We start from the raw sequence: 22,993 nt of genomic DNA on the forward strand, positions 1-22,993 counted from the left end.
GATCCGGGCATTCAGCAATTCGCCATCGCCTGGTCCGCAAAGAAGTACACCAAAGTACACCACTTTCCGCAGGCGGAAACAAGCGGGGTCATCCGCCCCGCGGGCGAGCCTCCTGGCACCCGGGAGGCGCGGAACATGCCGCGGCGAGGGCGCGAACCGCAGCGGGATGGATGTTCAGCGAGAGGCCGACGAGAAGCTGGCCAGGTCGCCCGGCTTGCGCAGCATCTTGTCGACGTCCGCGGCATGCAGTTCCTCGACCTGCACCATCTGCCGCGCGAACTCTTCCAGCGCAACGGAGCGGCCTTCCACCACGCCGAGCAAGTCGCGGTAGAGCTGCAGCGTGCGGCTCTCGGCCTCCAGCGATTCGCGCAGCATGGCGCCGATGTCGGTCTGGTGCGAGTCGAGCAGGGAGCCGATCGCGAGCGAGGGATAGGCGCCCAGCGTGGTGATCCATTCGCCGACCTGCTGGGCATGCAGCAAGGATTCGTCGGCCTGGCTGCGCAACCAGGACACGATGGGTATGCGCCCGAAGCCGAACACCAGGAAGGAATAGTGCGTGTAGCGCACCACGCCGGCCAGTTCGTCTTCCAGGATGCGGTTGAGCACCGCGACTACCTTCGCCTGATCGAGCTGTTCCATGGCAGCACCCGTTCGTCTCATGTGGGGGCGCGATTATGCGCGGCTGGCGCCGCAACGACCACCTGATGTGCAATGATCCGCGCCGCTGCCGCGATTTCCGCGCCGCGCACCCCACACAGGAGAGACAGTTATGGCCGACCCAGTGAACCCGTTTGGCGATTTGACCAAGATGTTCGAGCAGTTCAAGCTGCCGGGCGTGGACATGTCTTCCCTCGTCGAGGGACGGCGCAAGGATGTCGAGGCGTTGGTCGCGGCCAACAAGTCGGCCTTCGAGTCCATGCAGGCGATGGTGCAGAAGCAGACCGAGATGCTTCAGCAAGCCGTGCAGGGCGTGCAGGAACATGCCAAGAGCGCCGTCGCCGCCGGGCTGGACCCGGCCAAGCAGGGCGAGCTGGTGCGCCAGGCCATCGAGAAGACGCTGGCCGACATGAAGGAACTCGCCGAGATGGCGCGCGACTCGCAATCGGCCGCGATGGCCCACATCACCGAGCGGGCCAACGAGCACATGGCCGAAATCAAGAAGCTGATCGGCTGAGTTCCTTCGCGGGCTCCTTCGCAGCTTCCTTCGCATAAGCGGCCTGCTCGAAGGCCGCGTAGGTCTGCATGAAGCGCGGGTCGGCGAAGGGCAGTGCCTGCGTCATGATCAAGCCCGCCAGGTCGGCGCTCCGGTCGAACCAGAAATGCGTGTTCAGCACGCCGGCCCAGGTCTGGGAGCCGGCGGAGCGGGCGCCCGGCACATCTTCGTCGACACGCATGAAGGCCATGCTGTGCGACTTCTTCAGGCCGGGGAACAACTCCACGTCCGCCGTGACTGCGGGGTTGGCCGACTTCAGGATCGGGATTTGCACCGAGCCGATCTGGTTCTGCAGCAGCTTGTCGATGGTTTCGCGGCGCAGGATGCGCCTGCCGTCCAGTTCCCCGCCGTTGAGGTACATGCGCAGGAAGCGCAGGTAGTCCGGCGCCGTCGAATACAGCGCATGGCCCATGCCGTAGAACTCGGGCTTGGGCGGCGGCGCGATGTCGAAGTCGGCGAACTCGCCATCGGCCCCACGGATCTTCACGCCCGCGAGCCGGCTGCCCCAGGCCGGGTCCGGCTCGAAGCGCGTGTCGCGCATGCCCAGCGGCTCCAGGATCTCCTCGCGAACGAACTGGTCGACCGGCCGGCCATCCACCTTCTCGACCACCTGGCCCAACCAGTCGATGCCGATGCCGTAGTCCCATTGCGTGCCGGGGTCGAACTGCAGCGGATATTTCAGCGACTGCCTGAGGCCCGACAGGATCGACGGAAACTGCGTCGCCTCCATGTACTTCGCGACATTGGCATTCCAGAACTCGTAGGCCAGCCCCGACGTGTGCGTGGCCAGGTGGCGCACCGTGGCCTGGGTCCTGGGTGCACGAAACACCGGGCCGTCCGGGCCCACCGATTCGAGCACCTTCATCTCGGCGAACTCCGGCAGGATGCTCTCGACCGTGGCGTCCGGGCCGAGCTTGCCGCGGTCCATCAGGATCATGGCGGCGGTGCTGCCCACGGCCTTGGTCATCGAGAAGATCCGGAACACCGTGTCGATGGTCGCGGGATGGCCCGGGCTGGCGTCGCCGGCGGCGCCGCTCCACAACACGCCGTCGCTGTTGCCCAGCGTCGCGACCACGAAGGGCAGGTCCTTGCGCGACACGGCATCCTGGAGGACGCGATCAAACTCATTCATGCTTTGTCTCCTGTTGTTGGGATGCGAACTTTGCGCCTCTTTTCCACGCCTTGACAAGCGTTGTCGGATGCGCCGATGGATAGGGCCTGCCTTCCCGACGGGATCTTGATCGGACGCATGAACGTGCCGGCGAAGCCCGTGGACAATACGCGCACCCAATTCCCGATCCACGCCTGTTCAACGTACCCTGAGGCCCACAATGACCGCCGGAAAATCCCGCATCATCTACACGCTCACCGACGAGGCGCCGCTGCTGGCGACCGCATCCTTTCTTCCCGTGATCCAGACCTTCGCGGCGCCCGCGGGCATCGATGTCGTCACCAGCGACGTCTCCGTCGCGGCCCGCGTGCTGGCCGAGTTTCCCGAGCGCCTGACCGAGGCCCAGCGCGTGCCCGACAACCTCGGCGAACTCGGGCGCCTGACCCAGTTCCCCGACACCAACATCATCAAGCTGCCCAACATCAGCGCGTCGGTGCCGCAACTCGTGGCCACCATCCGGGAACTGCAGGCCAAGGGCTACGACCTGCCGGACTTCCCGGAAGACCCGAAGACCGACGAAGACAAGGCCGTCGCCGCGAAATACGCCAAGGCCCTGGGCAGCGCCGTGAACCCGGTCCTGCGCGAAGGCAATTCCGACCGCCGCGCGCCGGCCGCCGTCAAGAACAACGTCCGCAAGAAGCCGCATGCGATGAGCAAGTGGAGCCCGGCCTCGCGCACGCACGTCTCGCACATGCACGACGGCGACTTCTATCACGGTGAGAAGTCGATGACGCTCGACAAGGCGCGCGACGTGAAGATGGACCTGGTCACGGCAAGCGGGAAGACCATCCTGCTGAAGAAGAAGGTCGCGCTGCTGGACGGCGAAGTCATCGACAGCATGTTCATGAGCAAGAAGGCGCTCGTGAAGTTCTACGAGGACGAGATGGAGGACGCGCGCGAGACCGGCGTCATGTTCTCGCTGCACGTGAAGGCGACCATGATGAAGGTGTCGCACCCGATCGTGTTCGGCCACGCGGTCAAGGTGTTCTACAAGGACGCCTTCGCCAAGCACGGCAAGCTGTTCGAGGAACTCGGCGTCAACGTCAACAACGGCGTGAGCAGCGTCTACGAGAAGATCGAGAAGCTGCCCACCTCGCAGCGCGAGCAGATCATCAAGGACATGCACGCCTGCCACGAGCACCGGCCCGAGCTGGCGATGGTCGACTCGGCCAAGGGCATCACCAACCTGCACGCGCCCAACGACGTGATCGTCGATGCGTCGATGCCCGCCATGATCCGCCAGGGCGGCAAGATGTGGGGCCCGGACGGCCGTCCGAAGGACACCAAGGCCGTGATGCCCGAGAGCACCTTCGCCCGCATCTACCAGGAGATGATCAACTTCTGCAAGACCAACGGCGCCTTCGATCCGGTGACCATGGGCACCGTGCCCAACGTCGGCCTGATGGCGCAGAAGGCCGAGGAATACGGCTCGCACGACAAGACCTTCGAGATTCCCGAGCCCGGCGTGGCCCGCATCGTGGACATCGACACCGGCGAAGTGCTGCTGGAGCAGAAGGTCGAGGAAGGCGACATCTGGCGCATGTGCCAGACCAAGGATGCGCCGATCCGCGACTGGGTCAAGCTGGCCGTGAACCGCGCGCGCCTGTCGGGCATGCCGGCCGTGTTCTGGCTCGACGAATACCGCCCGCACGAGATGGAACTCATCAAGAAGGTCAAGACCTACCTGAAGGACTACGACACCAAGGGCCTGGACATCCAGATCATGTCGCAGGTGCGCGCGATGCGCTACACGCTGGAGCGCGTGATCCGCGGCAAGGACACCATCTCGGTCACCGGCAACATCCTGCGCGACTACCTGACCGACCTGTTCCCGATCATGGAACTGGGCACCAGCGCCAAGATGCTCTCGATCGTGCCGCTCATGGCTGGCGGCGCGATGTTCGAGACCGGGGCAGGCGGTTCGGCGCCGAAGCACGTGCAGCAACTGGTCGAGGAAAACCACCTGCGCTGGGATTCGCTGGGCGAGTTCCTCGCGCTGGCGGTCTCGCTGGAAGACCTTGGCCAGAAGACCGGCAATGCCAAGTCGCTGATCCTGGCCAAGACGCTGGATGCCGCCACCGGCATGCTGCTCGACAACGGCAAGGGCCCGTCGACGCGCGTCGGCGAACTCGACAACCGCGGCAGTCACTTCTACCTGGCGATGTACTGGGCGCAAGCGCTGGCCGCGCAGACCGAGGACAAGGAACTGCAGGCCCACTTCGCGCCGCTGGCCAGGGCATTGGCGGAAAACGAGAACAAGATCGTCGGCGAACTGAAGGACGTGCAGGGCAAGCCCGCGGATATCGGCGGCTACTTCAAGCCGGACATGGCGAAGCTGGCGGCGGTGATGCGGCCGAGCCCGACGTTCAATGCGGCGTTGGAGACGGTGGGGGCGTAGCGCCTGTGCGCGGCCCGCGCTTCAGCGTTTGGCCGCGCTCCGCGACTTCACAACGCCAACTTGATGATGGTGAAGTCGTCCTCCAACGCCCCTGGCCCATGCGCCTCCCGCGCAAAGTCCAGCAGCCCGTCCAGTTCCGACTTCCCGTTGCTGACCGACCGCGTGAGGATCTCGGTGAATTCGGAGAACGCGAGCATCGACCCATCCGGCCGCGTGATCTCGTAGGCGCCGTCGCTGAAGACGAACAGGCGGGCAGGGGACTGCAATACGCATTGCTGTTCCGTGAAGCGCGCAGCCGGTGAGATGCCGATGCAGGCACCTGAAGCCTGCAAAGGCCGGGCTTCCCCTGTCGCATCGCCAGACCCGCTCACTGCGATGGCCGGGGGATGGCCTGCGGAGCCGTAGCGCAGCGCACCCGTTGCGCGGTGATAGACGCCGTACCAGACGGTGCTGAACAACTCGCCGTGCCGCTCCATCTGATAGGCCTGGTTGAGCGCGGTGAGCACGGCAGCCGGGCTGCGGAAGTCGGTCTTCTGCAGCGCCTCGGAGCGCAGCGTGTCTGCGACCGCGACCGACAGCAGGGCAGAGCCCACGCCATGGCCGCAGACGTCGATGAGGTAGATCGCCAGGTGCTCGCTGTCCACCCAGTGATAGCCGAACGAGTCGCCGCCCAGTTCGGTCGAAGGCACGAAGCGCCAGTCGACCGTGAAGGGTTCCGACAGCGGGTCAGGCAGCACGGCGCGGACATAGCGCTCTGCGTCGCGCAGTTCCAGTTGCAGGCGGTCGTGGGTGAGCTGCAAGGCTTCGCGGGACGCGGCCAGGTCGGTGTGGGCGCGCGTCAGTTCCTGGTTTGCCGCTTCGAGCTGTGCGATGAGCCTCGCCTCGCGCTGGCTCAGCAAGGTCATGTCGTAGGCCTTCTGCTGAACCAATCGCGTCTCTTCCCACTCGGCCGTCACGTCGAGCAGCAGCACCCAGACGGTGCCGTCGCCGTCGTCCGCGAAGAAGTGGATGTCGGCCACGCGTCCGCTGGGCATGGCCATGGAGCGGATCAGGAAGGGTGTCTCCACCAGCGGCAGCATGCCTTCGAGCAAAGGGATCTGGTCGCCCGCGGGTACGCCGAATTCGAGGTCCGACAGCCCGTAGTGCTCCAGGTGGCCGCCGGCCTGCACGAGGTTCTGCGTGTCGTCGACGACCAGGTGCGCGAGCATGCGCTGCGCATCGATCAGCAGCAACAACGAGTCGGAGATCCGCGCGGGGAGGTCCAGCATGGGGGCTACTTCGCCAGGCGTGTCGCCAATTCCTCGAACGCCGCCTCGACGCTGTCGCCGGTCTTGGCGCTGGTGCGCCTGAAGGTCCAGCCTGCCGCCTCCAGTTGCTCGACCCGCTCCGGCGCGAGGGCCCAGTCCTCCACCAGGTCGGCCTTGTTGAGCAGGGCGAGGAAGGGCACCGCGCCGATCTCGGCAGTGATGCGCGACTGGATCGACGCGGCGGTGTCCAGCGTCTCAGGCCGCGTGCCGTCGATCACCAGCAGGTAGCCGGCGGCGCCGCGCAGGTAGCTCACGCGCACGGCCGCGACCGCGTCCTCGCCGGCGATGTCCCAGAGGATCAAGGCCATCTGCTCGGAGCCAACCGTCATCACCTTCTTGTCGATCTTCACGCCGACGGTGGTGAGGTAGGCATCCGAGAAGATGGTGTCGACGTAGCGGCGCACGAGGCTGGTCTTGCCCACGCCGAAAGCGCCCAGGAGGCAGATTTTTTTCTGAAGCATCGGGACTCGTTTATTCCTATTCGCCAGTGCTGACGACGAAAGACACACGCCGGTTCATCGACAACTCGTCCACGCTGGCGCCGGGCTTCAATGGCTCCAGCGGACCGGCGCCACGGACGGCGAGCATGAGCGGATCGACACCGCGGGCCCGCAGCATGGAGCGCACGACTTCGGCGCGGCCCAGGCTGAGGGCAAGATTGGAGTTTTCCTTGCCGGTGGCGTCGGCGTGGCCGACGATGGTCACCTTCACCGGGAAGCCGTGGGTGCGCGACACCTGGATCAGGTCGCGCATTTCCGCGGCGGCGCCGTCGAGCGTCTCCTCCTGGCTGGCCGAGGGGCGCGCCACGTTGTTCTCGAAGTGGATGAGCCGCGCCTCGATGGCGTCGTGCAGGCGCAGGTAGTCCGGGTCCTGGACGTCCTGGAGCGCGCTCAGGTCGATCTTTGGCGCGCCGGCGGGCAGTGTGAGCAGGAAGGCGCGCGCCTTGTCCATCCAGTATTGGGGCGCCGTGCCGCTGGCGCGCACGCCGCTGGCATCCTGCGTCAGCGTGACCGTGGCCGGCGGGTTCAGGGTCGCCTGCATGCGCTTGAGGATGATGGCCGGATGCAGCGCCTGGTAGGGCTCCCAGCGGCCGATGACGCGGGTCGGGTCCAGCTTGGTCTTCGCGAGCAGGTCTTCCGGCTGTGCCGCGAGTGGGTCGCGCAGGCCGGACACCAGCCACTTGCCGCCGCGGCGGTCGGCATTCGTCACGACGATGCCGGGTTGTGCCTGCAGCGACTCGACGTAGCTGTCCACGCGCCGGCTTTCGATGACGCGCAGCGTGAGCCAGTAGCCCAGCGCGATCAGCAGCGCCAACGGAATGATCCAGAGCAGCGGCGAGAACTTCTTGTGATGCTCGGCGTCCTGCGAGATGAGGCAGGGCCGCAGCCGTTCCCCCGCCGCTTCGAGGCCTTCGGTGTCGCCTTCGAATTCCTCCAGCGGCGCGCGCCATTCCTCGTGCACCGCGGCCAGCGATTCGCGCAGGCGAATCCGCAACGAAGGCGGTGGATTGCCGTGCACCACCGCGGCCAGGAAGGCCGATGGTCCTTCTTCGATCCACAACAGCAGATCGCCCAGGCGCAGGGTGTCGATGCCACCGCTGTTGGTGCCGCCGCTGGCCGATTCGTCGAACGAGTCGCGCACGAAATCCTGGATGGCGGAGAGCATCGCCGACACCAGTTGCGGGTCCTGCGTCGTCGCATCGTCGCGGGACACATGCGAGATCAGCAGGCCCGTCTTGCGATGGATCATGAAGATGTGGTCGACCCGGTACACCGCCGTGTGCTTGAGCACCACGTCACCGAAAGTCGTGCCGCTGCGCATGGCCTCGATGCGCCACGTGAGCCCGCGCCACGACAGGCTGTACTTGAGCGCCTGGTTGAGCGATTGCAGCGAGCCGTCGAGGGTCTCGGCGATGGCCTTCCGGATGGCCGGCCCCATCACCGGGTACAGGATGTCGACCATGGTGCGCGGGTTCTTGCGGATCGACGCCTGGGTTGCGCGCTCGACCGTGGGTGCAATGACCTGGCCGAGGTGGTCGCTGCGCGAGGCCGCCAGCGTGAAGGCGGCCGGCAACACCGAGCCCACCGCATCGGCAAACTCGCGCGGATCGTCGAACTTCTGCTGCAGCCGTGCCAGCGCCGCCTTCTCGCGCTCCATCAGGACGTCGCGCAGCGCATCCATGCGCGGATCGTCCTCCAGCCGCGCTGGCGGAAGCTCGATCGCGATGTCCGGATTGACGCAACGCGCCAATTCCAGCAACAGCCCGGCGAGGCGGCGGCTCTGGTCCTGCTCGGCCTCGCTGCGGTACGCGCTCGTCGCGGCAAGCGACAGGCGTGCGTTCACGGCGTGGCCGCCCCTGCGTCCGACCGCATGGGCCACATCGACTCAAGCGGCGGACGCGCGGTGTCGATCAACCGCCGCCGTTGGCGCCCTTCGGCGTCACGTCCTGGTTCAGGCATTTGGCAATCTCGACGAACAGCCCGGCGAGCAGGTTGCGATCGGTCTTGACGTTGCTGAGCTCGGAGAACATGCGCTCCATGGTGGCGCGGGAGTCGTCCTGGCGCTTGCGCATCTCGTCGCGCAGGCCCTGCACTTCATGACCCAGGCGGTCGGTGAAGTCGCGCTCGTGGCGCGCAAGCTGGTCGGACAGCTGGGCCAGGCGCTTTTCCAGTGCCTGGGTGTGGTCGCGCAGGCTGCGTTCCAGCTCCTTGTCGGCATCGGCACGCAAGTCCTTTTCCTCGCGGAACTGGCCAGCGACCGATTCGAGCTGCTTCTTGATCGTGGATTCCAGATTGCTCAGGCTGCGCGACGACTCCGCTTCCATGTCGCGAAGCCGCAGTTGAAAGCGCTCTTCCATGATGGAGAAGCGCTTGTCGTAGTCCTGCATCTGGTTGCCGAACAGCAGCTCGCGCATCTTGTCGACGCCGGATGTCTCGCTGCCGTTGCCATTGGTCTGGCCGCCCATCGCTGCCTGCGCCGCCATGGCGGTCTGCACGTCGATGGTCGGTATTGGTTTGCCTGCTTGTGCCATTGGGAAACTCCTGGGGTGGTTGACTGGTTACGCCGGAGACGCCGGCGCCGCGATGCAAAGGCAAATGGCGTGGTCGGGGGCTTGTCAGGGCGGCGCCGTCGGCCGGAACAGGAGCGTCAGGCAATTGCGGCCGTCTTCGTAGCGGTACTGCACACCGTCGGAAAAACGTCGAACGATGGGGATGCCCCAGCCGCCGATCCGTGCGTCCTGCAGGCTGGTGGCGTGCGTCGGGGCAACGACCTGCCGCGGATCGAACTTGTGGCCTTCATCCTCGACTTCCAGCGCGATTTCGTCGCCCTGCCAGCCCAGGCGCAGGAGGATGCGTTGCGCGCCATCGCCGCAGGCATGGGTCATGATGTTCGTGACGACCTCGGTCGAGCAGAGATCGAGGTTGTGCGCAATCTTTTCCGGCAGGTGCTGGCGCTCGGCCCAGTCGTGCACCCAGGCGTTCACCCGCGGGAGTTCGCGCAGCTCGCTGTCGACGATCAGGGAAGCCTCCGGCTCCCCGCCGTTCGATGACATCAACGGCTTTCGGAGGAGGCCATCAGCGCACTGAAGGCGGAATCGACATCGGGATAGACCGGGATGATCGTGTCGATGCCTGCCATCTTGAGCACCTCCGCCACAAGGGGTTGCGGGCTGGCGAGGACCATGCCGCCGCCGCGCGAGGACTGGGCCCGCGCATTGATCACCAGCGTGCGGATACCGATGGACGCCAGGAAAGACACCTCGGACATGTCCACCACGGCAAGAAGCTTGCGGGACCCGACCATCGCCTTGAAGCGGTTGTCGATGTCGTGCCCGCCGATACTGTCCATGCGCCCAACCAGGCTGATCTTCTCGATGCCATCAGCCAGTTGTTCCCGTCTCAGGTCCATACGATCTCCGCAGAGGATGTCGATGTCGAACGTTGAGCCAGCAGGAGCCTCCGACACAAGAATCGCCTGATCCGTCGGTCTTCTTGTACAGAATAAAAACCGGGATTTGTGCGTCTTGCGATCAACAAGCAGGATCGTCGTCAAGCATACGCGCAAAGTATTACTACGTCGATAACTTGGTATCGTTAAAACTCGCGATGGGGGCAACTGAATCGGTGCCGGATGCTCAGCTTGTCTGGTGGGCGGACGCGATGCGGGCCTGCCACGGAATCAGCAGGGGAACCAGCAACTCGATGACCGCGACCAGCACCACTGCCGTCGCGGGTCTGCCAGTCACGTGCCACGCGGCGAGCCGGCCGAGGCCGCCCAGGAAGACGGCCATGCTCACGATCCTGAACAGGGCGGTCTGACGCTCGATTTGCGGGACGATCCACCAGATGATGATGGCCAGGCCCACATCCCAGCCGGACATGAAGCGGAACTGGCTGTCGAGATTCGGCGATGCGGCTGCGGCGGGAATGTAGAACTCGACACCGAAGAGCAAGCCGAGCGTGCCGACCGCGAGCGGCAACAGGCTCAGCAGCAGGACGATCGACTGAAGGGCGCGCTTCATGGGACACCTCCTCGGACAAGTCGGCGCATGGCGCGCCAGGCAGCTATTGCTACAGGCTGTACGTCACCAGCCGGAACTCCGGATCTTCGGCGAACATCTTCACGGTGAAGCCAATGTGCCGCATGAGCTTCAGCATGTCGTGGTTGTTGGTCAGCACCAGCCCGTCCATTTCGGACAGGCCCTTGTCCCGGGCCACGTCCATGATCCCCTCCATGAGCCGCGAGCCCAGGCCCTTGCGCTTGTAGGCGTCGGCGATCACCAGCGAGAACTCGCAGCTGATCTTGTCCGGATTGATGGCGTAGCGCGACACGCCGACGATGTACTCCATCTCCTTGACGGTACCGTCGTCGGAAAGGACACGCTCCTGGACGACCGCGACCAGCGCCATGTCCCGGTCATAGTCGATCAGCGTGAAGCGCGACAGCATCGTGGCCGGCAGCTCGTGGAACTGCGAGACGAAGCGGAACCAGCGGCTCTCCGGCGAGAGTTCCCGCACGAAGTTCTGCAGCATGTCCGCATCGTCCGGGTGCACTGGTCGGATCGTGCAGGTGCCGCCGCCGCCCATGACGAACTCGCGCTGGTAGCGCGCGGGGTAGGGCAGGATCGCCAGGTGCTGGTAGCCGCGGGCATAGCCGCTGAGCGCCTGCGGCGTGCTGCCAACGACGATGCGCGCATCGACCGCGATGGCGCCGGCCTCGTCCACGATGATGGGGTTGATGTCCATCTCCCGCAGCTCGGGCAGTTCGCAGACCATCTCCGACACGCGCAGCAGCACATGCTCCAGCGCCTCCATGTCGACCGGCGGGGCGCCGCGCCATTCGCGCAGGGTCTCCGCCACGCGGGAGCGTTCGATCAGGCGGCGTGCGAGAAACTGGTTGAGCGGCGGCAGTTCCATGGCGCGGTCGTTCAGCAACTCGATCATGGTGCCGCCGGCGCCGAACACGATCACCGGGCCGAACGGGTCGTCGGTGACCAGCCCCACATAGATCTCCCGGCCGCGCCGCGCCGACGCCATCTTCTGGACGGTCACGCCATGGATGCGCGCCGCCGGCGCCAGGCGCTTCACGCGTTCCATCAGTTCATTGAACATGTCGCGCGCACCGGCGCCGTTCAGGATGTTGAGCGCCACGCCCTCGACGTCGGTCTTGTGGCTGATGTCGGGCGAGTCGATCTTGAGCGCCACCGGAAAGCCGATCTGCGTCGCCAGCATCATGGCCTCGTTGGCGGTGCGAGCCAGCACGGTGCGGGTGATCGGGATGTGAAAGGACGAAAGCAGCGTCTTCGACTCCATCTCGGTCAGCACGGTGCGGCGCTCGGACAGCACGCTGTCGATCAGCAGGCGGGCGCCCTCGATGTCGGGCTTGGCCAGCGGCGACAGCGGCGGCGGCGTCTGCTGCAGCAGCAACTGGTTCTGATAGAAGGATGCGATGTTGCCGAAGGCGCCGACGGCCGCTTCCGGCGTGCGGAAAGTCGGGATGAGCGCATCGGACAGCACCTTGCGCGCATTGCCGACGGTGGCGTCGCCCATCCAGCATGCCAGCAAAGGCTTGCGCATCGGGCGCGGGAATTCGGTCAACGTGTGCGCGACGGCTGCTGCGTCGGCGCCGGCCTTGGGCGAATAGATGGCCAGCACGCCATCGACCTGCTTGTCGGCCGCGGCGGCGGTGATGGCGGCGTGGTAGTGCGTGGCGTCGGCTTCTTCGGACAGGTCGATCAGGTCGGTCAGCGTGGCATGGGGTGGCAGCTGCGGCCTCAACTTGTCGATCGACTCGGCAGAGAGCTTGCCCAGCTCCAGGCCGATCTCGTTGACCCAGTCCGCCGCAAGCACGCCCGGACCGCCGCCGTTGGTGACGATGGCCAGCCGCTGACCCACCGGCCGATAGCGCGACGCCAGGCACTTGGCCGCCGAGAACAACTCGACGAACGAGCGCACCCGGACCGCCCCGGCCCGCCGCAATGCCGCGTCGAACACGTCGTCGCTGCCGACGGTTGCTGCGCTGTGCGTGTGCGCGGCCTCGTTGCCCGCGGGCTTGCGTCCGGCCTTGAGCACCACGACCGGCTTGGCATGCGAGGCCGAGCGGAGTGCACTGATGAAGGGACGGGCCTCCGAGATGCCTTCGAGGTACACGACGATGCTGTGCGTCGCGCTGTCGTCGGCCAGGAAGTCCAGCACGTCCGCGATGTCGAGCGCGGTATGGGGGCCGAGCGAGACCACGCTGGAGAAGCCCACCGCGTTCTGGCGCGCCCAGTCCAGCATGGCGGCTGTCAACGCGCCGGATTGCGAGACCAGCGCCAACGGGCCGGTCGCTGCGAGCGGGCCGACCGTGCTGGCGTTGAGGCGCAACGCAGGCCGCTGGTGGCCCAGCGAATTTGGCCCCAGCAGGTGGATGCCCTCGCGGCTTGCGACCCTTCGCAAATCGGCTGCTTCGTCAGGGCCGATGCCGGACGAGATGACCAGTGCGGAACGGCAACTCAGGCGGCCGGCAATGCCCAGTGCCGCCGGAATGTCCCGGCTCGGCAGGGCGATGATCGCCAGGTCCGCGCGCGCCTGTACCAGGTCGCCCAGCGTTCCGCTGGTGTGCACGTCCAGGTATTCCAGGGTTCCTTCGAAGCCGCCGGCTTCCAGCGCACGGCGAATCGCGGTCGAATGCCAGTGGTCGTCTTCCGCCTGCCGGATCGCCCCGGCGAACACCACGACCGATTCGGGAGCGAACAATGGTGTGAGGTAGTGCTTTTGCATGAGTGCGGGGCGCCAGTTCTTCGTCCGGGGGAAAGCGAGCATATACCGAGCCCCGGGGACCGTTTTCGACTCGCTGCATCAAGCGGCCGGTACGCGCAGAATCCTGCTGCGGCCCCAGGTGCGCTTGCGGCACTGCAGGGTCCGATCGAAGTCACCCCCATAAAAAGGAACCCACGATGAGACAAGACCGACGAACCTTCCTCATGGTGCTCGCGGCTTCGGGCGCGAGCCTGAGCGCCACCACGGCCTCAGCGCAGGCGCCTGTCGACGAGAAGGATCCCACCGCCGTGGCCCTCGGCTATGTGTCCGACACCACCAAGGCCGACGGCAAGAAGTACCCCAAGCATGACAACGCGCAGCATTGCGACGGGTGCACGCTGTGGATGGCCAAACCGGGCGAGACGGTTGGCGATTGCGCGTTGTTCGCCGGCAAGAAGGTGCAGGCCAAGGGCTGGTGCAGCGCCTGGTCGAAGAAGGCTTGAATCTTTCCGCTGCGGACGCCGATCTCGGGCCTGCGGCGTTGGCTCCGGCATGACAAGCGCTTCGCGCAGTTGTCAGCCTCGCCGCAACTTCGTTGTCGCCGTACTGGAGTACGGCTGCGTTCCGCGAACCGGCCTCCTGGCTGGCGCCCTCGCTACGAAATCTTCACGCCTTTTTCAGGCCGTGCTGTAGCGCGAGGCGGGTGCGAGTTGCGCCGCGACCGAGGCGGGTACGCTGATGCTCATGTCGAGCAGCATCTGCGCCATGCCCTTGCCCAGTGGGTCCAGGCGCATCGACGACGGGCCGCCGCCGTCGAGCGCGTCATGCAGCAGCAGGTTCATCGATGCCGTCCCGGGCAGGTGGAAGCGCTCGACCTTGCCGTGCACCATGTGGGCGAAGTAGCTGCCGACCGCGGACTCGCTGACGCGATCCCACAGCAGCGGCAGCCACTCGGGCTTGCGCGCGACGATGCCGATATTCGAGAGGTTGCCCTTGTCGCCGCTGCGCGCCCAGGCCAGGTCGATCAGCCGCACCTCGCGCATCGGCTCGCCGGCCTCGTCCTTCCATTCGGCCGGTGTCGTGGCGTCGGTTGCGGCGCCATCGCCCGTGCCGCTGGCCATCGCCACCGGATGACGCACCTCGTCCATGACGAAGGACACCGGCACCGTCTGCTTGTCGAGCGTGAAAGAGAAGGGCTTGATCAGTGGCGACACCGCGGGCCTGCCGCCGCCGGGGCCGGTGGTGCCGGGCGACCACGAAGTGCCCGCCGGCGAAATCTCGCGCGCGAACATTGCCAGCGCGGCCTTCTGCGGATGGTTCACGATCACGCGCATCATGACTTCGCGCGCCTGGCGCGTGCGCGCATGCGGGCCGTAGAGCGTCTCGGCGCCGAGGACCTCGATGTGCGTCGAGGTGAAAGGCGGCATGCCGAGCTGGCGCAGGATGTTGCTGGTGCGCTCGATGATCGCCTCGGCGGTCCGGCGCGCTTTCTTCTCCGCGTCGATGCCGATGATGACCATGCTGCCGGCGCAACGGAATCCGTCCAGCTGCGTGGCCGACACCTTGTAGGAGGGTGTGGGTGCGCGACCCTTGGCCGGTCCCACGCGCACGCGGTTGTCGCCTTGCTGCTCGATGACCACGTCGCGGAAGTCGCAGCTCACGTCGGGCAGCAGGTAGGCGCCGGGGTCGCCGATCTCGTAGAGCATCTGCTCGACGATGTTGGCGCGGATCACCTTGCCGCCGCTGGGCTCGGGCTTGGTCACGATGAAGCTGCCGTCGGCATGGCACTCGATGACGGGATAGCCCATGTTGGCCCAGTCGGGGATGTCTTCCCAATCGGTGTGCAGGCCGCCGGTGGCCTGGCAGCCGCATTCGATGATGTGGCCGGCGAGGCTGCCGGAGGCGAGCTGGTCGTACTGGTCCGGACCCCAGCCGAACTCGTGCATCAAGGCGCCGAGCGTGACGGCGCTGTCGACGCAGCGGCCGGTGATGACGACCTCTGCGCCGGCCGCGAGCGCCGCCGCAATGGGCGTGGCGCCGAGGTAGGCGTTGGCGCTCAGCACCTTCTCGGGCAGTGACTCCCCGGTGAACATGTCCCTGGCGCCGTTGGCGCGCAATTCAGGCATGCGGGCGGATACGTCGTCGCCTTCGACCACCGCGATCCTGAGCGAAATGCCTTCCGCCGCCGCCAGCGCCCGCAGCGCCTCCGCGCAGGCGTGGGGGTTGATGCCGCCGGCATTGCTGATGACCTTGATGCCCTGGCGCTTGACCTCGGCCAGCACGGACTTCATCGCGATGTCGACGAAATCGGTGGCGTAGCCCATCTCCGGCTTCTTGGCGCGTGCGGCGGCAAGGATGGCCATGGTGGTCTCGGCCAGGTAGTCGAACACCAGGTAGTCGAGCCGGCCCAGCTTCACGAGTTGCGGGGCGGCGACCATGCTGTCGCCCCAGAAGCCGGAGGCGCCGCCGATGCGCACGACCTTGGATGGGGACGGGTCTTGAGTGGAAGAGTGGGTGGCCATGGGATTGTCTCGTCGATGGGTGGTACTGCGCCGCAGCTTAGCCAGCCCCGCAGGCCACGGCTTGCGCCAACTCGCTGGCCGGCGGGCTGGCAGTAGCCACTGGGCACAAGACGCCCCCGGACGGTGGGACTAGCCTCGCTCGAACCCAGGAGATGATGACCATGGAGTTTCTTGACACGCCGCCGCTGCCGTTCTATTTCACGCCCGAGCACGAGCAGTTTCGTTCCAGCCTGCGCGATTTCGTCTCACGCGAGATCCGTCCCTTCGTCAACGAATGGGACGAGGCCGAGACCTTCCCGCGCTCGCTTTACGCCCGTGCGGCCGATGTCGGAGTGCTCGGCCTGGGTTATCCGGAGGAATACGGCGGGACGCCGGCCGACACCTTCTATTCGCTGATCCTCGCCGAGGAATTTGCGCGCGCCGGCTGCGGCGGCATGCAGGCCTCGCTGCTGTCGCACAGCATCGGGCTGCCGCCCATCCTCAAGGCCGGCAGCGAGGCCATCAAGCAGCGCGTCATTCCGCCTGTGCTGCGCGGGGAGAAGATCGCGGCGCTCGCCGTGACCGAGCCCTCCGGCGGCTCGGATGTCGCCAACCTGCGGACCACCGCGGTGCGCGATGGCGACCACTACGTGCTGAATGGCGAGAAGACTTTCATCACCTCGGGCATCCGCGCCGACTACCTGACGGTCGCGGTGCGTACCAACCCGGCGGCCAAGGGCGCCAGCGGCATCTCGGCGTTGCTGGTCGAAGGAGACACGCCCGGCCTCACGCGCACGCCGCTCAAGAAGATGGGCTGGTGGAGTTCCGACACTGCGCACCTGCGCTTCGACAACTGCCGCGTGCCCGTTGCCAACCTGATCGGCGAGGAGAACAAGGGCTTCAAGACATTCATGCAGAACTTCAACAACGAGCGACTGATGATGTCGGCGCTGGCGTACGGCTATGCCGAGGTCTGCCTGGAAGAGGCGGTCGACTGGGCGCGGCAACGCACGATCGCCGGCAGTCCCTTGTCGGAGCGACAGGTGGTGCGGCACAAGCTGATGGACATGACGCTGCGCATCGACGCGGCCCGCGCGCTGGTCTACGACCTGTCCTACCGCATCGAGCACAAGCTTGCCGACCCGGCGCAGTTGGTGGCCCGCGTGTGCCTGGCCAAGGTACTGGCCACGCAGGCCATGCAGTTCTGCGCCGACCACGCCGTGCAGTTGCTCGGCGGCATGGGCTTCATGCGGGGGACGCGGACAGAACGCATCTACCGGGAGGTGAAGGTGATGATGATCGGCGGCGGGTCCGAGGAGGTGATGAAGGATCTGGCCGCGCGGCAGTTTGGCGTTTGAGTCAAAGTAAATCGCTTAAACGAAATCATTGGCCCGCAGGTAACTTGATGCAAGCAACTCGCATGTATCAAGTTCCAGCGAGGATGAAGCCATTGAGTCCATCGCACATTTGAATGACTTTGGTATTCGGCGGGCGACTTGAGAAAGCGAGACGATTGCCAGCGCGCCAGCGGGTGAATGCGGGCAAGCCATCGGTTGCCTGCTGCTCGGCAGGTCGTCTCTTTTTTTCAGTTGAACGTACTTAAGACCTTGGCAACCGTTGCGCCCTTGCTCAATGGCAGTGAGGCGGCCTTGTTCTTATGACTTCAATTTTCGGAGCAACGGCAGAAATCGAAAACTGGCGCGATTCAGCAGTTACAGGGTCTGTGAACCTCGCGCACAGCAGGCAACAAAACTCGCACAATTGCACCCGATTAACGAGCGTTTGCATGAGGCTGTCATATCTTGAAAATCCGCGACCGGTATTCGGCAAGGCCGGCGACAAGCAATTTCTCGTAGCCATTTCCGGAAGTCGCGCGCAAGTGATACAGGGGAGGGCAGGCCACTTTGCACGTCCTTTGGAAAGCGTCGATCGATTGCCGAATCACGCCACACGACTCGTGCAGCAGGATCAGGATGCGCTTGCTGAAAGTTCGTCTTCGATTTTCTGACGATGGATAGTTGAATATCTGGGTAACTCAGTAACTCAGTAACTCAGTAACTCAGAACTCAGTAACTCAGAACTCAGTAACTCAGTAACTCAGTAACTCAGTAATTCAACGATTCGAACACTCGCGTCCGATTTTCGGAGTATCTAATTATTCGCTCAATTCCACGATCTCGGCCACGCATTGGGTTCCGGTGCCACCGGGTTGGCTATAGTCGACCCGGCTGACTTTTTTGTTGGCGATTTTTGCCGCGAGGAATTCCGCGTACATCACCTTGCGATCGGGTGCGATGTAAAGGTAGCCCCATTTGCAATTGGCGGTCAACGCCTCCACGAAGCCAATATAGGCTTGGTTGCCCTGGACGCCCAATTTGGCGATTGTCCTCGTGCCTTCGGTGAAGTAGGTCGTCTGTGCCATGCTGGCATTGGCGCCGCAGAGACCGATCGCAGCGAGCACGCCCGTTGCGAAGCGGCGCAGTGGAAGGGCGCTGCCGCTGTTCTTGCGTGGCGCGCCAGTGGGTTGTTCAGGAAATTTCATGACAATCGCGTTTTCTTGATTTGAGTTGGAATGGCTTGATTTGATTGGTTCTTGAGCGACTCAGTCGTCCAGCAGCGTGATGAGGACCGGAACGATATTGACGGGCACGCCATAGTATTTCTGGACCATTGCAATATCGGTTGTGCTTAGTTTGCCTTCGCCCATCCATTCGGGATTGCAATAGTTCATTACGGAACTCAGGTCCCATGCTCCGATCATCGCGTCCCCGGTCGGATCGTTTCTGGGGGCTCGGCAATCATCCCAGACATCCTGCGAGATTGCGGCGCCGGGGGGTGGCGTTGACGGTGTATCAGGCCGGAGTTGTTCATGAACAAAGCCCAGCGCATGGCCGAATTCGTGCACGGCAACCAGCCGGGTGCACTCATTGATTCCCAGATAACAAGGCCAGCTCTGGAATTTGAAATTGAGCCACATCGTGGGTGAAGAGGGATAGCCCTGGGTGCCGATGTATGCACGTGGGCCGGCAAAATAGTTATCCTCGACGGCGATCTTTATATCGCCGTCCGCATAGGAACCCGTGCATCGTGCCCAACTGGTAAAGCGAACCTGGGAGACGCTCGACCATGTTTGCGCGACTGCTCGCTGAACCACGAGTCTTTGTTCCTCGCTGCTCGCAAAATCCGCGACTTCCATGACCCAGCAGACCTTGATCGTCTTGGTTGGCCAAATGGAGGTTGCCTTGGCATAACCCTCCAATCGGGCATTGCGGTTTGGCGTTGAATTTCCTGCTTCGGCCTGTGTGACCGCGGGCGATGCAGCATTGCTCGAAGCTGCCGTGGCGGATGTGGACGCCAAACCGCTGTCTTCGGAGCCCCCGCAACCACTTGCCAACAATATTGCAACAATTGCAAAAAAGCGTGTAAAAAACATTGACATGTTCATTTTAATTGTGCGTCTCCCCTTGTTACAGAATTTACCGCACGACTGTGGCTGTTGCAAGCCAGTGCGCGAACTTTTTATTGCGCAGTGATATTTCTCCTGCTGTGACTGGCAACGTTCCGAGCGACCGCCGGAAAGCACTTTTGGGGAATTGCCAAGATTGCGCGGTGCGTGTATGCGCGCTTTTAATTGAATAAATCAAATGGGAGGGACTGAGATGGACGTCCTGAATATCCGCAAAACGTGGGATGCGCTCGTCGGCTTCGCCAGGCGAGCGCCGCGCTGTGCGACAACCTGATCGTCAAACCGCGTGTCGACGGCCGCGCGATGCCGGGCCGAAGGCGCGGCAGCCTGCGCTGCGCGTCTTCAAGAATCTCGCGGAGTAAGGGAGTCGATCTGGAACGATCGGGAGTCGGGTCGTTCTTCCAGACGAAGTGACCTCGGCCGTTGTTGCGCGCGGGCGTCTGTTCGGCGTGTCCCGCATACAGGCCGCGCCCATGGCGTGAACGATCCTTGGAAAGCTCGGAAAAGTGGCTCGCGCTACCCCGGAAAAAAGCCCCGACGGCCGTCGGCGCGCGTCAGCGCGCATCAGGCACGCGCCGCGTCTTCATGAATTCCTCGAAGCTCTCGCCGCGGAAGATGGCGTAGACCTCGAGATTGGTGGTCTTCGAGACGCGCGCGAATTTCTCGAGCACGAAGAAGTTGGCGCCGTACTGGATCAGGCCCAGCCAGTCGCGCTTGCGCACGAGTTCCTTCTCGCGCTCGTTCAGGCCGGCTTCGGTCATCAGTTGCTCCGGGTCGGCCTCGAAGCGGTCGCGCCAGGGCTTGCCGATCATCTGCCAGAAGAAGCGATTGAGCTTCAGCGTGCGGTTGCTGGTGCGGATGTCGAAGATGTAGGTGCCGGGGATGTCCTCGACGCCGGCGAGTTGCGGGTTCATGCGGCCACCTTGTCGGCTTTGCTTGCGCCGGCTTTGGCCGTGGCCGTGCCATCCTCGAACAGCACGACCGTCATCGCGGTGGTGGTCGCGAGATAGTAGTTCTGGTGCAGCTTGCGCACCGTCTTGCCCATGGCGCCGCGCATCGCGAGCCACATGATCTGCTCGACGCTTTCCGCGCCGCCCAGGCGTACGAAGTCGGCATGCTTCATCCGCGTGAGTTGCTCCGGGTCGTGCTCCAGCAGCTCGAGGAACTTCATGTCCCATTCCTCGTTGTTGAAGCCGGTTCGCTCGCCATGCACCTGGTGCGAGAGGCCGCCGGTCCCGACGACGACCACGCGCAGGTCCTCCGGATACGACTCGATCGCGCGACGCACCGCCTGGCCGAGCCGCCAGCAACGGCGCGGCGTCGGCAGCGGGAACTGCAGCACGTTGATGGCGATCGGCACCACCGTGCCGGGCCAGTCGGGCTTGTGCGGCCAGAGCAGGGGCAGGGGAGAGGCGCAGCCGTGGTCGATCGGCTTGTCCTGGAAGACGGTCATGTCGAACTCGTCGTTGACCAGCGATTCGGCGATGTGGGCCTGCAGGTCGACGTTGCCCTTGATCGTGGGCAGGTCGCGCAGGCCCGCGCCTTCGTCGGCCACCTGGAACTCCTTGCCCACGCCGATCGCAAAGGTCGGGTACAGGTCGAAGAAGAGACTGGTGCAGTGGTCGTTGTAGAACATGACCAGCACGTCGGCCTTCTGTTCCTCGAGCCATTTGGCGACGGGCAGGTAGCCGTCGAACAACGGCTTCCAGGCCGGGTCCTGCTGCTTGCCCTTGTCGTAGGCGACGCCGATGGTGGGCACGTGCGAGGTGCCGATGCAGCCGATGATCTTTGCCATGTCCATGTCTCTCCTTGGATGTCGTAGCGCGCTTGCGCCGCGGCCCGGTCGTGCAGCGCGCGCAGCGTCAGTGCTAGTCGATATAGCGCAGGCCGGCCTGCTCCAGCGGGCCGCGCATGTTGTACATGTCGAGCCCGAGCACGCCGGACGCGAGCTTGGCGCGCTTGGCGGCCTCGTTGTCTTCGCGCGCCTGTGCGGCATCGGCCACCTGGCGCGCGAGGGCGGCCGGGATCACCACGACGCCATCGTCGTCGGCCAGGACCACATCGCCGGGGTTCACCGAAGCGCCGGCGCACACGACAGGGATGTTGACCGAGCCCAGCGTGGACTTGACGCAGCCCTTGGCGCTGACCGCGCGGCTCCACACCGGGAAGTCCATGGCCGTCAGTTCCTTCACGTCGCGGCAGCCGCCGTCGATTACCAGGCCACGTGCGCCGCGCGACTTGAACGAGGTGGCGAGCAGGTCGCCGAAGAAGCCGTCGGTGCTGTCGGCGGTGCAGGCTGCGATGACGATGTCGCCGGGCCTCACCTGCTCGGCGGCCACGTGCAGCATCCAGTTGTCGCCGGGCTGCAGCAGCACCGTGAGGGCCGTGCCGCACGCGTGTGCGCCGACGAAGATCGGCCGCATGTACGGCTTCAGCAGGCCAACGCGGCCCATGGCTTCATGCACGGTCGCGGAGCCGAAGCGCGACAGGTGTTCGACGGCTTCCGCATCGGCGCGCACGATGTTGCGCTTGACGATGCCCAGGTTGTTCATGCTCATGCTTGCTCCGTGGCGGGTTCGTTCGCACGCGCCTTGAGCAGCGCGTCCAGGCGAGGAAACACGCGGCGCGCATTGCCTTCATAGATCTTCTGGCGCGAGGCCGCATCCAGCGCCGACGCCGCGATGTAGCGCTTCGTGTCATCGAAGTAATGACCCGTCTCGGGATCGATGCCCCGCACCGCGCCGATCATCTCGCTCGCGAACAGGATGTTGTCGACCGGTATGACCTTCGTCAGCAGGTCGATGCCGGGCTGGTGGTACACGCAGGTGTCGAAGAAGATGTTCTTCAGCAGGTGCTCCTGCAGCGGCGGCTTCTTCATCTCCTGCGCAAGTCCGCGGAAGCGCCCCCAGTGGTAGGGCACCGCGCCGCCACCGTGCGGAATGAGAAAGCGCAGGGTCGGGAAGTCCTTGAACAGGTTCGAGGTCAGGCACTGCATGAAGGCCGTGGTGTCGGCGTTCAGGTAGTGCGCGCCGGTGGTGTGGAAGCAGGCATTGCAGCTGGTCGACACATGGATCATCGCGGGGATGTCGTGCTCGACCATCTTCTCGTAGATGGGATACCAGTGCCTGTCCGACAGCGGCGGCGAGGTCCAGTGGCCGCCCGACGGATCGGGGTTCAGGTTGATGCCGACGTTGCCGTATTCGCGCACGCACCTTTCCAGTTCGGGAATGCAGGTGGCGGCGTCGACGCCGGGCGACTGCGGCAGCATCGCGACCGGCACGAAATGCGCCGGAAAGAGTTGCGACACGCGATAGCAGAGCTCGTTGCAGATGGCGGCCCAGTTGGCCGACACATTGAAGTCGCCGATGTGATGCGCCATGAAACTGGCGCGCGGCGAAAACAGCGTGAGATCGAGCCCGCGCTCGTTCATGAGGCGCAGTTGGTTGCCTTCAATCGATTCGCGCAACTCGTCGTCGCTGATGCGCAGCGCGCTGGCCCTGGGCATCAGGGGCGGGTCGGCGATGCCCTGAATCTGGCGGTTGCGCCAGTCTTCCAGCGCCTTGGGAGCCGTGGTGTAGTGGCCGTGGCAGTCGATGATCATTTGCGTGTCTCCAGTCATGATGCAAGTGTCCGCAAAGCCGGGGCGAAACGGCTTCAGTTCTGCTTATTCTGCGTTCTGACTAATTGATTGAACAG

At 64.7% G+C, this 22,993-nt stretch carries 22 protein-coding genes; 5 read left to right on the plus strand and 17 right to left on the minus strand.

The window, feature by feature from the left end; genetic code table 11:
• Nucleotides 1–174: 174 nt before the first annotated feature.
• Nucleotides 175–639 (minus strand): ferritin-like domain-containing protein, encoded by a 465-nt coding sequence (locus HB681_RS19795; protein ID WP_213956582.1) that lies wholly within the window; start codon nt 637–639, stop codon nt 175–177.
• Nucleotides 640–769: 130 nt separating this feature from the next.
• On the opposite strand from HB681_RS19795, the gene HB681_RS19800 reads away from it, so the two are divergent.
• Entirely contained in the window at nt 770–1,174 is a 405-nt protein-coding gene (locus tag HB681_RS19800; RefSeq protein ID WP_213956583.1) for a phasin family protein, read from the plus strand.
• Here HB681_RS19800 and HB681_RS19805 read toward each other — a convergent pair.
• The gene (locus HB681_RS19805; RefSeq protein WP_213956584.1) at nt 1,155–2,345 is read right to left on the minus strand and encodes a serine hydrolase domain-containing protein; all 1,191 of its coding nucleotides are present in this window, start codon (nt 2,343–2,345) and stop codon (nt 1,155–1,157) included. The two genes, HB681_RS19800 and HB681_RS19805, sit on opposite strands and share 20 nt — an antisense overlap.
• A gap of 199 nt (nt 2,346–2,544) precedes the next feature.
• Between HB681_RS19805 and HB681_RS19810 the strand changes: the two genes are divergently transcribed.
• The gene (locus HB681_RS19810; RefSeq protein ID WP_213956585.1) at nt 2,545–4,782 is read left to right on the plus strand and encodes an NADP-dependent isocitrate dehydrogenase; all 2,238 of its coding nucleotides are present in this window, start codon (nt 2,545–2,547) and stop codon (nt 4,780–4,782) included.
• 47 nt (nt 4,783–4,829) lie between these two features.
• On the opposite strand, the gene HB681_RS19815 is transcribed toward HB681_RS19810, so the two are convergent.
• The 8 genes from HB681_RS19815 to HB681_RS19850 form a co-directional block, all read right to left on the minus strand.
• A complete protein-coding gene (locus HB681_RS19815) occupies nt 4,830–6,050 on the minus strand; it encodes a SpoIIE family protein phosphatase (RefSeq protein ID WP_213956586.1) in 1,221 nt (406 codons plus the stop codon).
• Nucleotides 6,051–6,055: 5 nt separating this feature from the next.
• The gene (locus HB681_RS19820) at nt 6,056–6,550 is read right to left on the minus strand and encodes a Rab family GTPase (protein WP_213956587.1); all 495 of its coding nucleotides are present in this window, start codon (nt 6,548–6,550) and stop codon (nt 6,056–6,058) included.
• 16 nt (nt 6,551–6,566) lie between these two features.
• Nucleotides 6,567–8,432: an OmpA family protein gene (locus tag HB681_RS38765; protein ID WP_213956588.1), complete on the minus strand. Its 1,866-nt coding sequence runs from the start codon at nt 8,430–8,432 to the stop codon at nt 6,567–6,569.
• A 67-nt stretch (nt 8,433–8,499) separates the two neighbouring features.
• The gene (locus tag HB681_RS19830) at nt 8,500–9,120 is read right to left on the minus strand and encodes a hypothetical protein (protein ID WP_213956589.1); all 621 of its coding nucleotides are present in this window, start codon (nt 9,118–9,120) and stop codon (nt 8,500–8,502) included.
• 84 nt (nt 9,121–9,204) lie between these two features.
• Nucleotides 9,205–9,642, minus strand: coding sequence for an ATP-binding protein (locus HB681_RS19835; protein WP_213956590.1), 438 nt, complete (start codon nt 9,640–9,642; stop codon nt 9,205–9,207).
• On the minus strand, nt 9,642–10,142 hold the full coding sequence (locus HB681_RS19840; RefSeq protein WP_213956591.1) for an STAS domain-containing protein: 501 nt from the start codon (nt 10,140–10,142) through the stop codon (nt 9,642–9,644). The genes HB681_RS19835 and HB681_RS19840 overlap by 1 nt, the downstream gene beginning before the upstream one ends.
• An 82-nt stretch (nt 10,143–10,224) precedes the next feature.
• The gene (locus HB681_RS19845) at nt 10,225–10,611 is read right to left on the minus strand and encodes a DUF4345 domain-containing protein (RefSeq protein WP_213956592.1); all 387 of its coding nucleotides are present in this window, start codon (nt 10,609–10,611) and stop codon (nt 10,225–10,227) included.
• 49 nt (nt 10,612–10,660) lie between these two features.
• Complete coding sequence (locus tag HB681_RS19850; protein ID WP_213956593.1) at nt 10,661–13,351, minus strand: bifunctional acetate--CoA ligase family protein/GNAT family N-acetyltransferase; 2,691 nt, start codon at nt 13,349–13,351, stop codon at nt 10,661–10,663.
• Between the two features lie 176 nt (nt 13,352–13,527).
• Between HB681_RS19850 and HB681_RS19855 the strand changes: the two genes are divergently transcribed.
• A complete protein-coding gene (locus tag HB681_RS19855) occupies nt 13,528–13,833 on the plus strand; it encodes a high-potential iron-sulfur protein (RefSeq protein ID WP_213956594.1) in 306 nt (101 codons plus the stop codon).
• A 174-nt stretch (nt 13,834–14,007) separates the two neighbouring features.
• Here the strand turns inward: HB681_RS19855 and HB681_RS19860 are convergent, their stop codons facing one another.
• On the minus strand, nt 14,008–15,852 hold the full coding sequence (locus HB681_RS19860; RefSeq protein WP_213956595.1) for an acyclic terpene utilization AtuA family protein: 1,845 nt from the start codon (nt 15,850–15,852) through the stop codon (nt 14,008–14,010).
• A gap of 161 nt (nt 15,853–16,013) precedes the next feature.
• Between HB681_RS19860 and HB681_RS19865 the strand changes: the two genes are divergently transcribed.
• Both HB681_RS19865 and HB681_RS19870 read left to right on the plus strand, forming a co-directional pair.
• Nucleotides 16,014–17,189, plus strand: coding sequence for an acyl-CoA dehydrogenase family protein (locus tag HB681_RS19865; protein ID WP_256353976.1), 1,176 nt, complete (start codon nt 16,014–16,016; stop codon nt 17,187–17,189).
• A 428-nt stretch (nt 17,190–17,617) separates the two neighbouring features.
• Complete coding sequence (locus HB681_RS19870) at nt 17,618–17,839, plus strand: hypothetical protein (protein ID WP_213956596.1); 222 nt, start codon at nt 17,618–17,620, stop codon at nt 17,837–17,839.
• A 147-nt stretch (nt 17,840–17,986) separates the two neighbouring features.
• Here HB681_RS19870 and HB681_RS19875 read toward each other — a convergent pair whose 3' ends face one another.
• The 6 genes from HB681_RS19875 to HB681_RS19900 all read right to left on the minus strand — a co-directional run bounded on the left by HB681_RS19875 (nt 17,987) and on the right by HB681_RS19900 (nt 22,898).
• Nucleotides 17,987–18,373, minus strand: coding sequence for a hypothetical protein (locus HB681_RS19875; protein ID WP_213956597.1), 387 nt, complete (start codon nt 18,371–18,373; stop codon nt 17,987–17,989).
• Between the two features lie 60 nt (nt 18,374–18,433).
• Nucleotides 18,434–19,264: a M12 family metallopeptidase gene (locus HB681_RS19880; RefSeq protein WP_213956598.1), complete on the minus strand. Its 831-nt coding sequence runs from the start codon at nt 19,262–19,264 to the stop codon at nt 18,434–18,436.
• A 587-nt stretch (nt 19,265–19,851) separates the two neighbouring features.
• On the minus strand, nt 19,852–20,211 hold the full coding sequence (locus HB681_RS19885) for a protocatechuate 3,4-dioxygenase (protein WP_213956599.1): 360 nt from the start codon (nt 20,209–20,211) through the stop codon (nt 19,852–19,854).
• On the minus strand, nt 20,208–21,092 hold the full coding sequence (locus HB681_RS19890; protein ID WP_213956600.1) for a gallate dioxygenase: 885 nt from the start codon (nt 21,090–21,092) through the stop codon (nt 20,208–20,210). The genes HB681_RS19885 and HB681_RS19890 overlap by 4 nt, the downstream gene beginning before the upstream one ends.
• A 73-nt stretch (nt 21,093–21,165) precedes the next feature.
• A complete protein-coding gene (gene ligK / locus HB681_RS19895) occupies nt 21,166–21,849 on the minus strand; it encodes a 4-carboxy-4-hydroxy-2-oxoadipate aldolase/oxaloacetate decarboxylase (protein ID WP_213956640.1) in 684 nt (227 codons plus the stop codon).
• A gap of 2 nt (nt 21,850–21,851) precedes the next feature.
• A complete protein-coding gene (locus tag HB681_RS19900) occupies nt 21,852–22,898 on the minus strand; it encodes an amidohydrolase family protein (protein WP_213956601.1) in 1,047 nt (348 codons plus the stop codon).
• Between the last annotated feature and the right edge of the window lie 95 nt (nt 22,899–22,993).

Source organism: Variovorax sp. dw_954 (assembly GCF_018449755.1).
Taxonomy (GTDB): Bacteria; Pseudomonadota; Gammaproteobacteria; order Burkholderiales; family Burkholderiaceae_C; genus Variovorax.

What these genes read in the sequence shown, in the direction of transcription:
- HB681_RS19795 (WP_213956582.1), bottom strand. Translation starts at nt 639, where the DNA reads ATGGAACAGCTCGATCAGGCGAAGGTAGTCGCGGTGCTCAACCGCATC.
- HB681_RS19800 (WP_213956583.1), top strand. Translation starts at nt 770, where the DNA reads ATGGCCGACCCAGTGAACCCGTTTGGCGATTTGACCAAGATGTTCGAG.
- HB681_RS19805 (WP_213956584.1), bottom strand. Translation starts at nt 2,345, where the DNA reads ATGAATGAGTTTGATCGCGTCCTCCAGGATGCCGTGTCGCGCAAGGAC.
- HB681_RS19810 (WP_213956585.1), top strand. Translation starts at nt 2,545, where the DNA reads ATGACCGCCGGAAAATCCCGCATCATCTACACGCTCACCGACGAGGCG.
- HB681_RS19815 (WP_213956586.1), bottom strand. Translation starts at nt 6,050, where the DNA reads ATGCTGGACCTCCCCGCGCGGATCTCCGACTCGTTGTTGCTGCTGATC.
- HB681_RS19820 (WP_213956587.1), bottom strand. Translation starts at nt 6,550, where the DNA reads ATGCTTCAGAAAAAAATCTGCCTCCTGGGCGCTTTCGGCGTGGGCAAG.
- HB681_RS19830 (WP_213956589.1), bottom strand. Translation starts at nt 9,120, where the DNA reads ATGGCACAAGCAGGCAAACCAATACCGACCATCGACGTGCAGACCGCC.
- HB681_RS19835 (WP_213956590.1), bottom strand. Translation starts at nt 9,642, where the DNA reads ATGTCATCGAACGGCGGGGAGCCGGAGGCTTCCCTGATCGTCGACAGC.
- HB681_RS19845 (WP_213956592.1), bottom strand. Translation starts at nt 10,611, where the DNA reads ATGAAGCGCGCCCTTCAGTCGATCGTCCTGCTGCTGAGCCTGTTGCCG.
- HB681_RS19850 (WP_213956593.1), bottom strand. Translation starts at nt 13,351, where the DNA reads ATGCAAAAGCACTACCTCACACCATTGTTCGCTCCCGAATCGGTCGTG.
- HB681_RS19855 (WP_213956594.1), top strand. Translation starts at nt 13,528, where the DNA reads ATGAGACAAGACCGACGAACCTTCCTCATGGTGCTCGCGGCTTCGGGC.
- HB681_RS19860 (WP_213956595.1), bottom strand. Translation starts at nt 15,852, where the DNA reads ATGGCCACCCACTCTTCCACTCAAGACCCGTCCCCATCCAAGGTCGTG.
- HB681_RS19865 (WP_256353976.1), top strand. Translation starts at nt 16,014, where the DNA reads ATGGAGTTTCTTGACACGCCGCCGCTGCCGTTCTATTTCACGCCCGAG.
- HB681_RS19870 (WP_213956596.1), top strand. Translation starts at nt 17,618, where the DNA reads ATGAGGCTGTCATATCTTGAAAATCCGCGACCGGTATTCGGCAAGGCC.
- HB681_RS19875 (WP_213956597.1), bottom strand. Translation starts at nt 18,373, where the DNA reads ATGAAATTTCCTGAACAACCCACTGGCGCGCCACGCAAGAACAGCGGC.
- HB681_RS19880 (WP_213956598.1), bottom strand. Translation starts at nt 19,264, where the DNA reads ATGTTTTTTACACGCTTTTTTGCAATTGTTGCAATATTGTTGGCAAGT.
- HB681_RS19885 (WP_213956599.1), bottom strand. Translation starts at nt 20,211, where the DNA reads ATGAACCCGCAACTCGCCGGCGTCGAGGACATCCCCGGCACCTACATC.
- HB681_RS19890 (WP_213956600.1), bottom strand. Translation starts at nt 21,092, where the DNA reads ATGGCAAAGATCATCGGCTGCATCGGCACCTCGCACGTGCCCACCATC.
- ligK (WP_213956640.1), bottom strand. Translation starts at nt 21,849, where the DNA reads ATGAACAACCTGGGCATCGTCAAGCGCAACATCGTGCGCGCCGATGCG.
- HB681_RS19900 (WP_213956601.1), bottom strand. Translation starts at nt 22,898, where the DNA reads ATGATCATCGACTGCCACGGCCACTACACCACGGCTCCCAAGGCGCTG.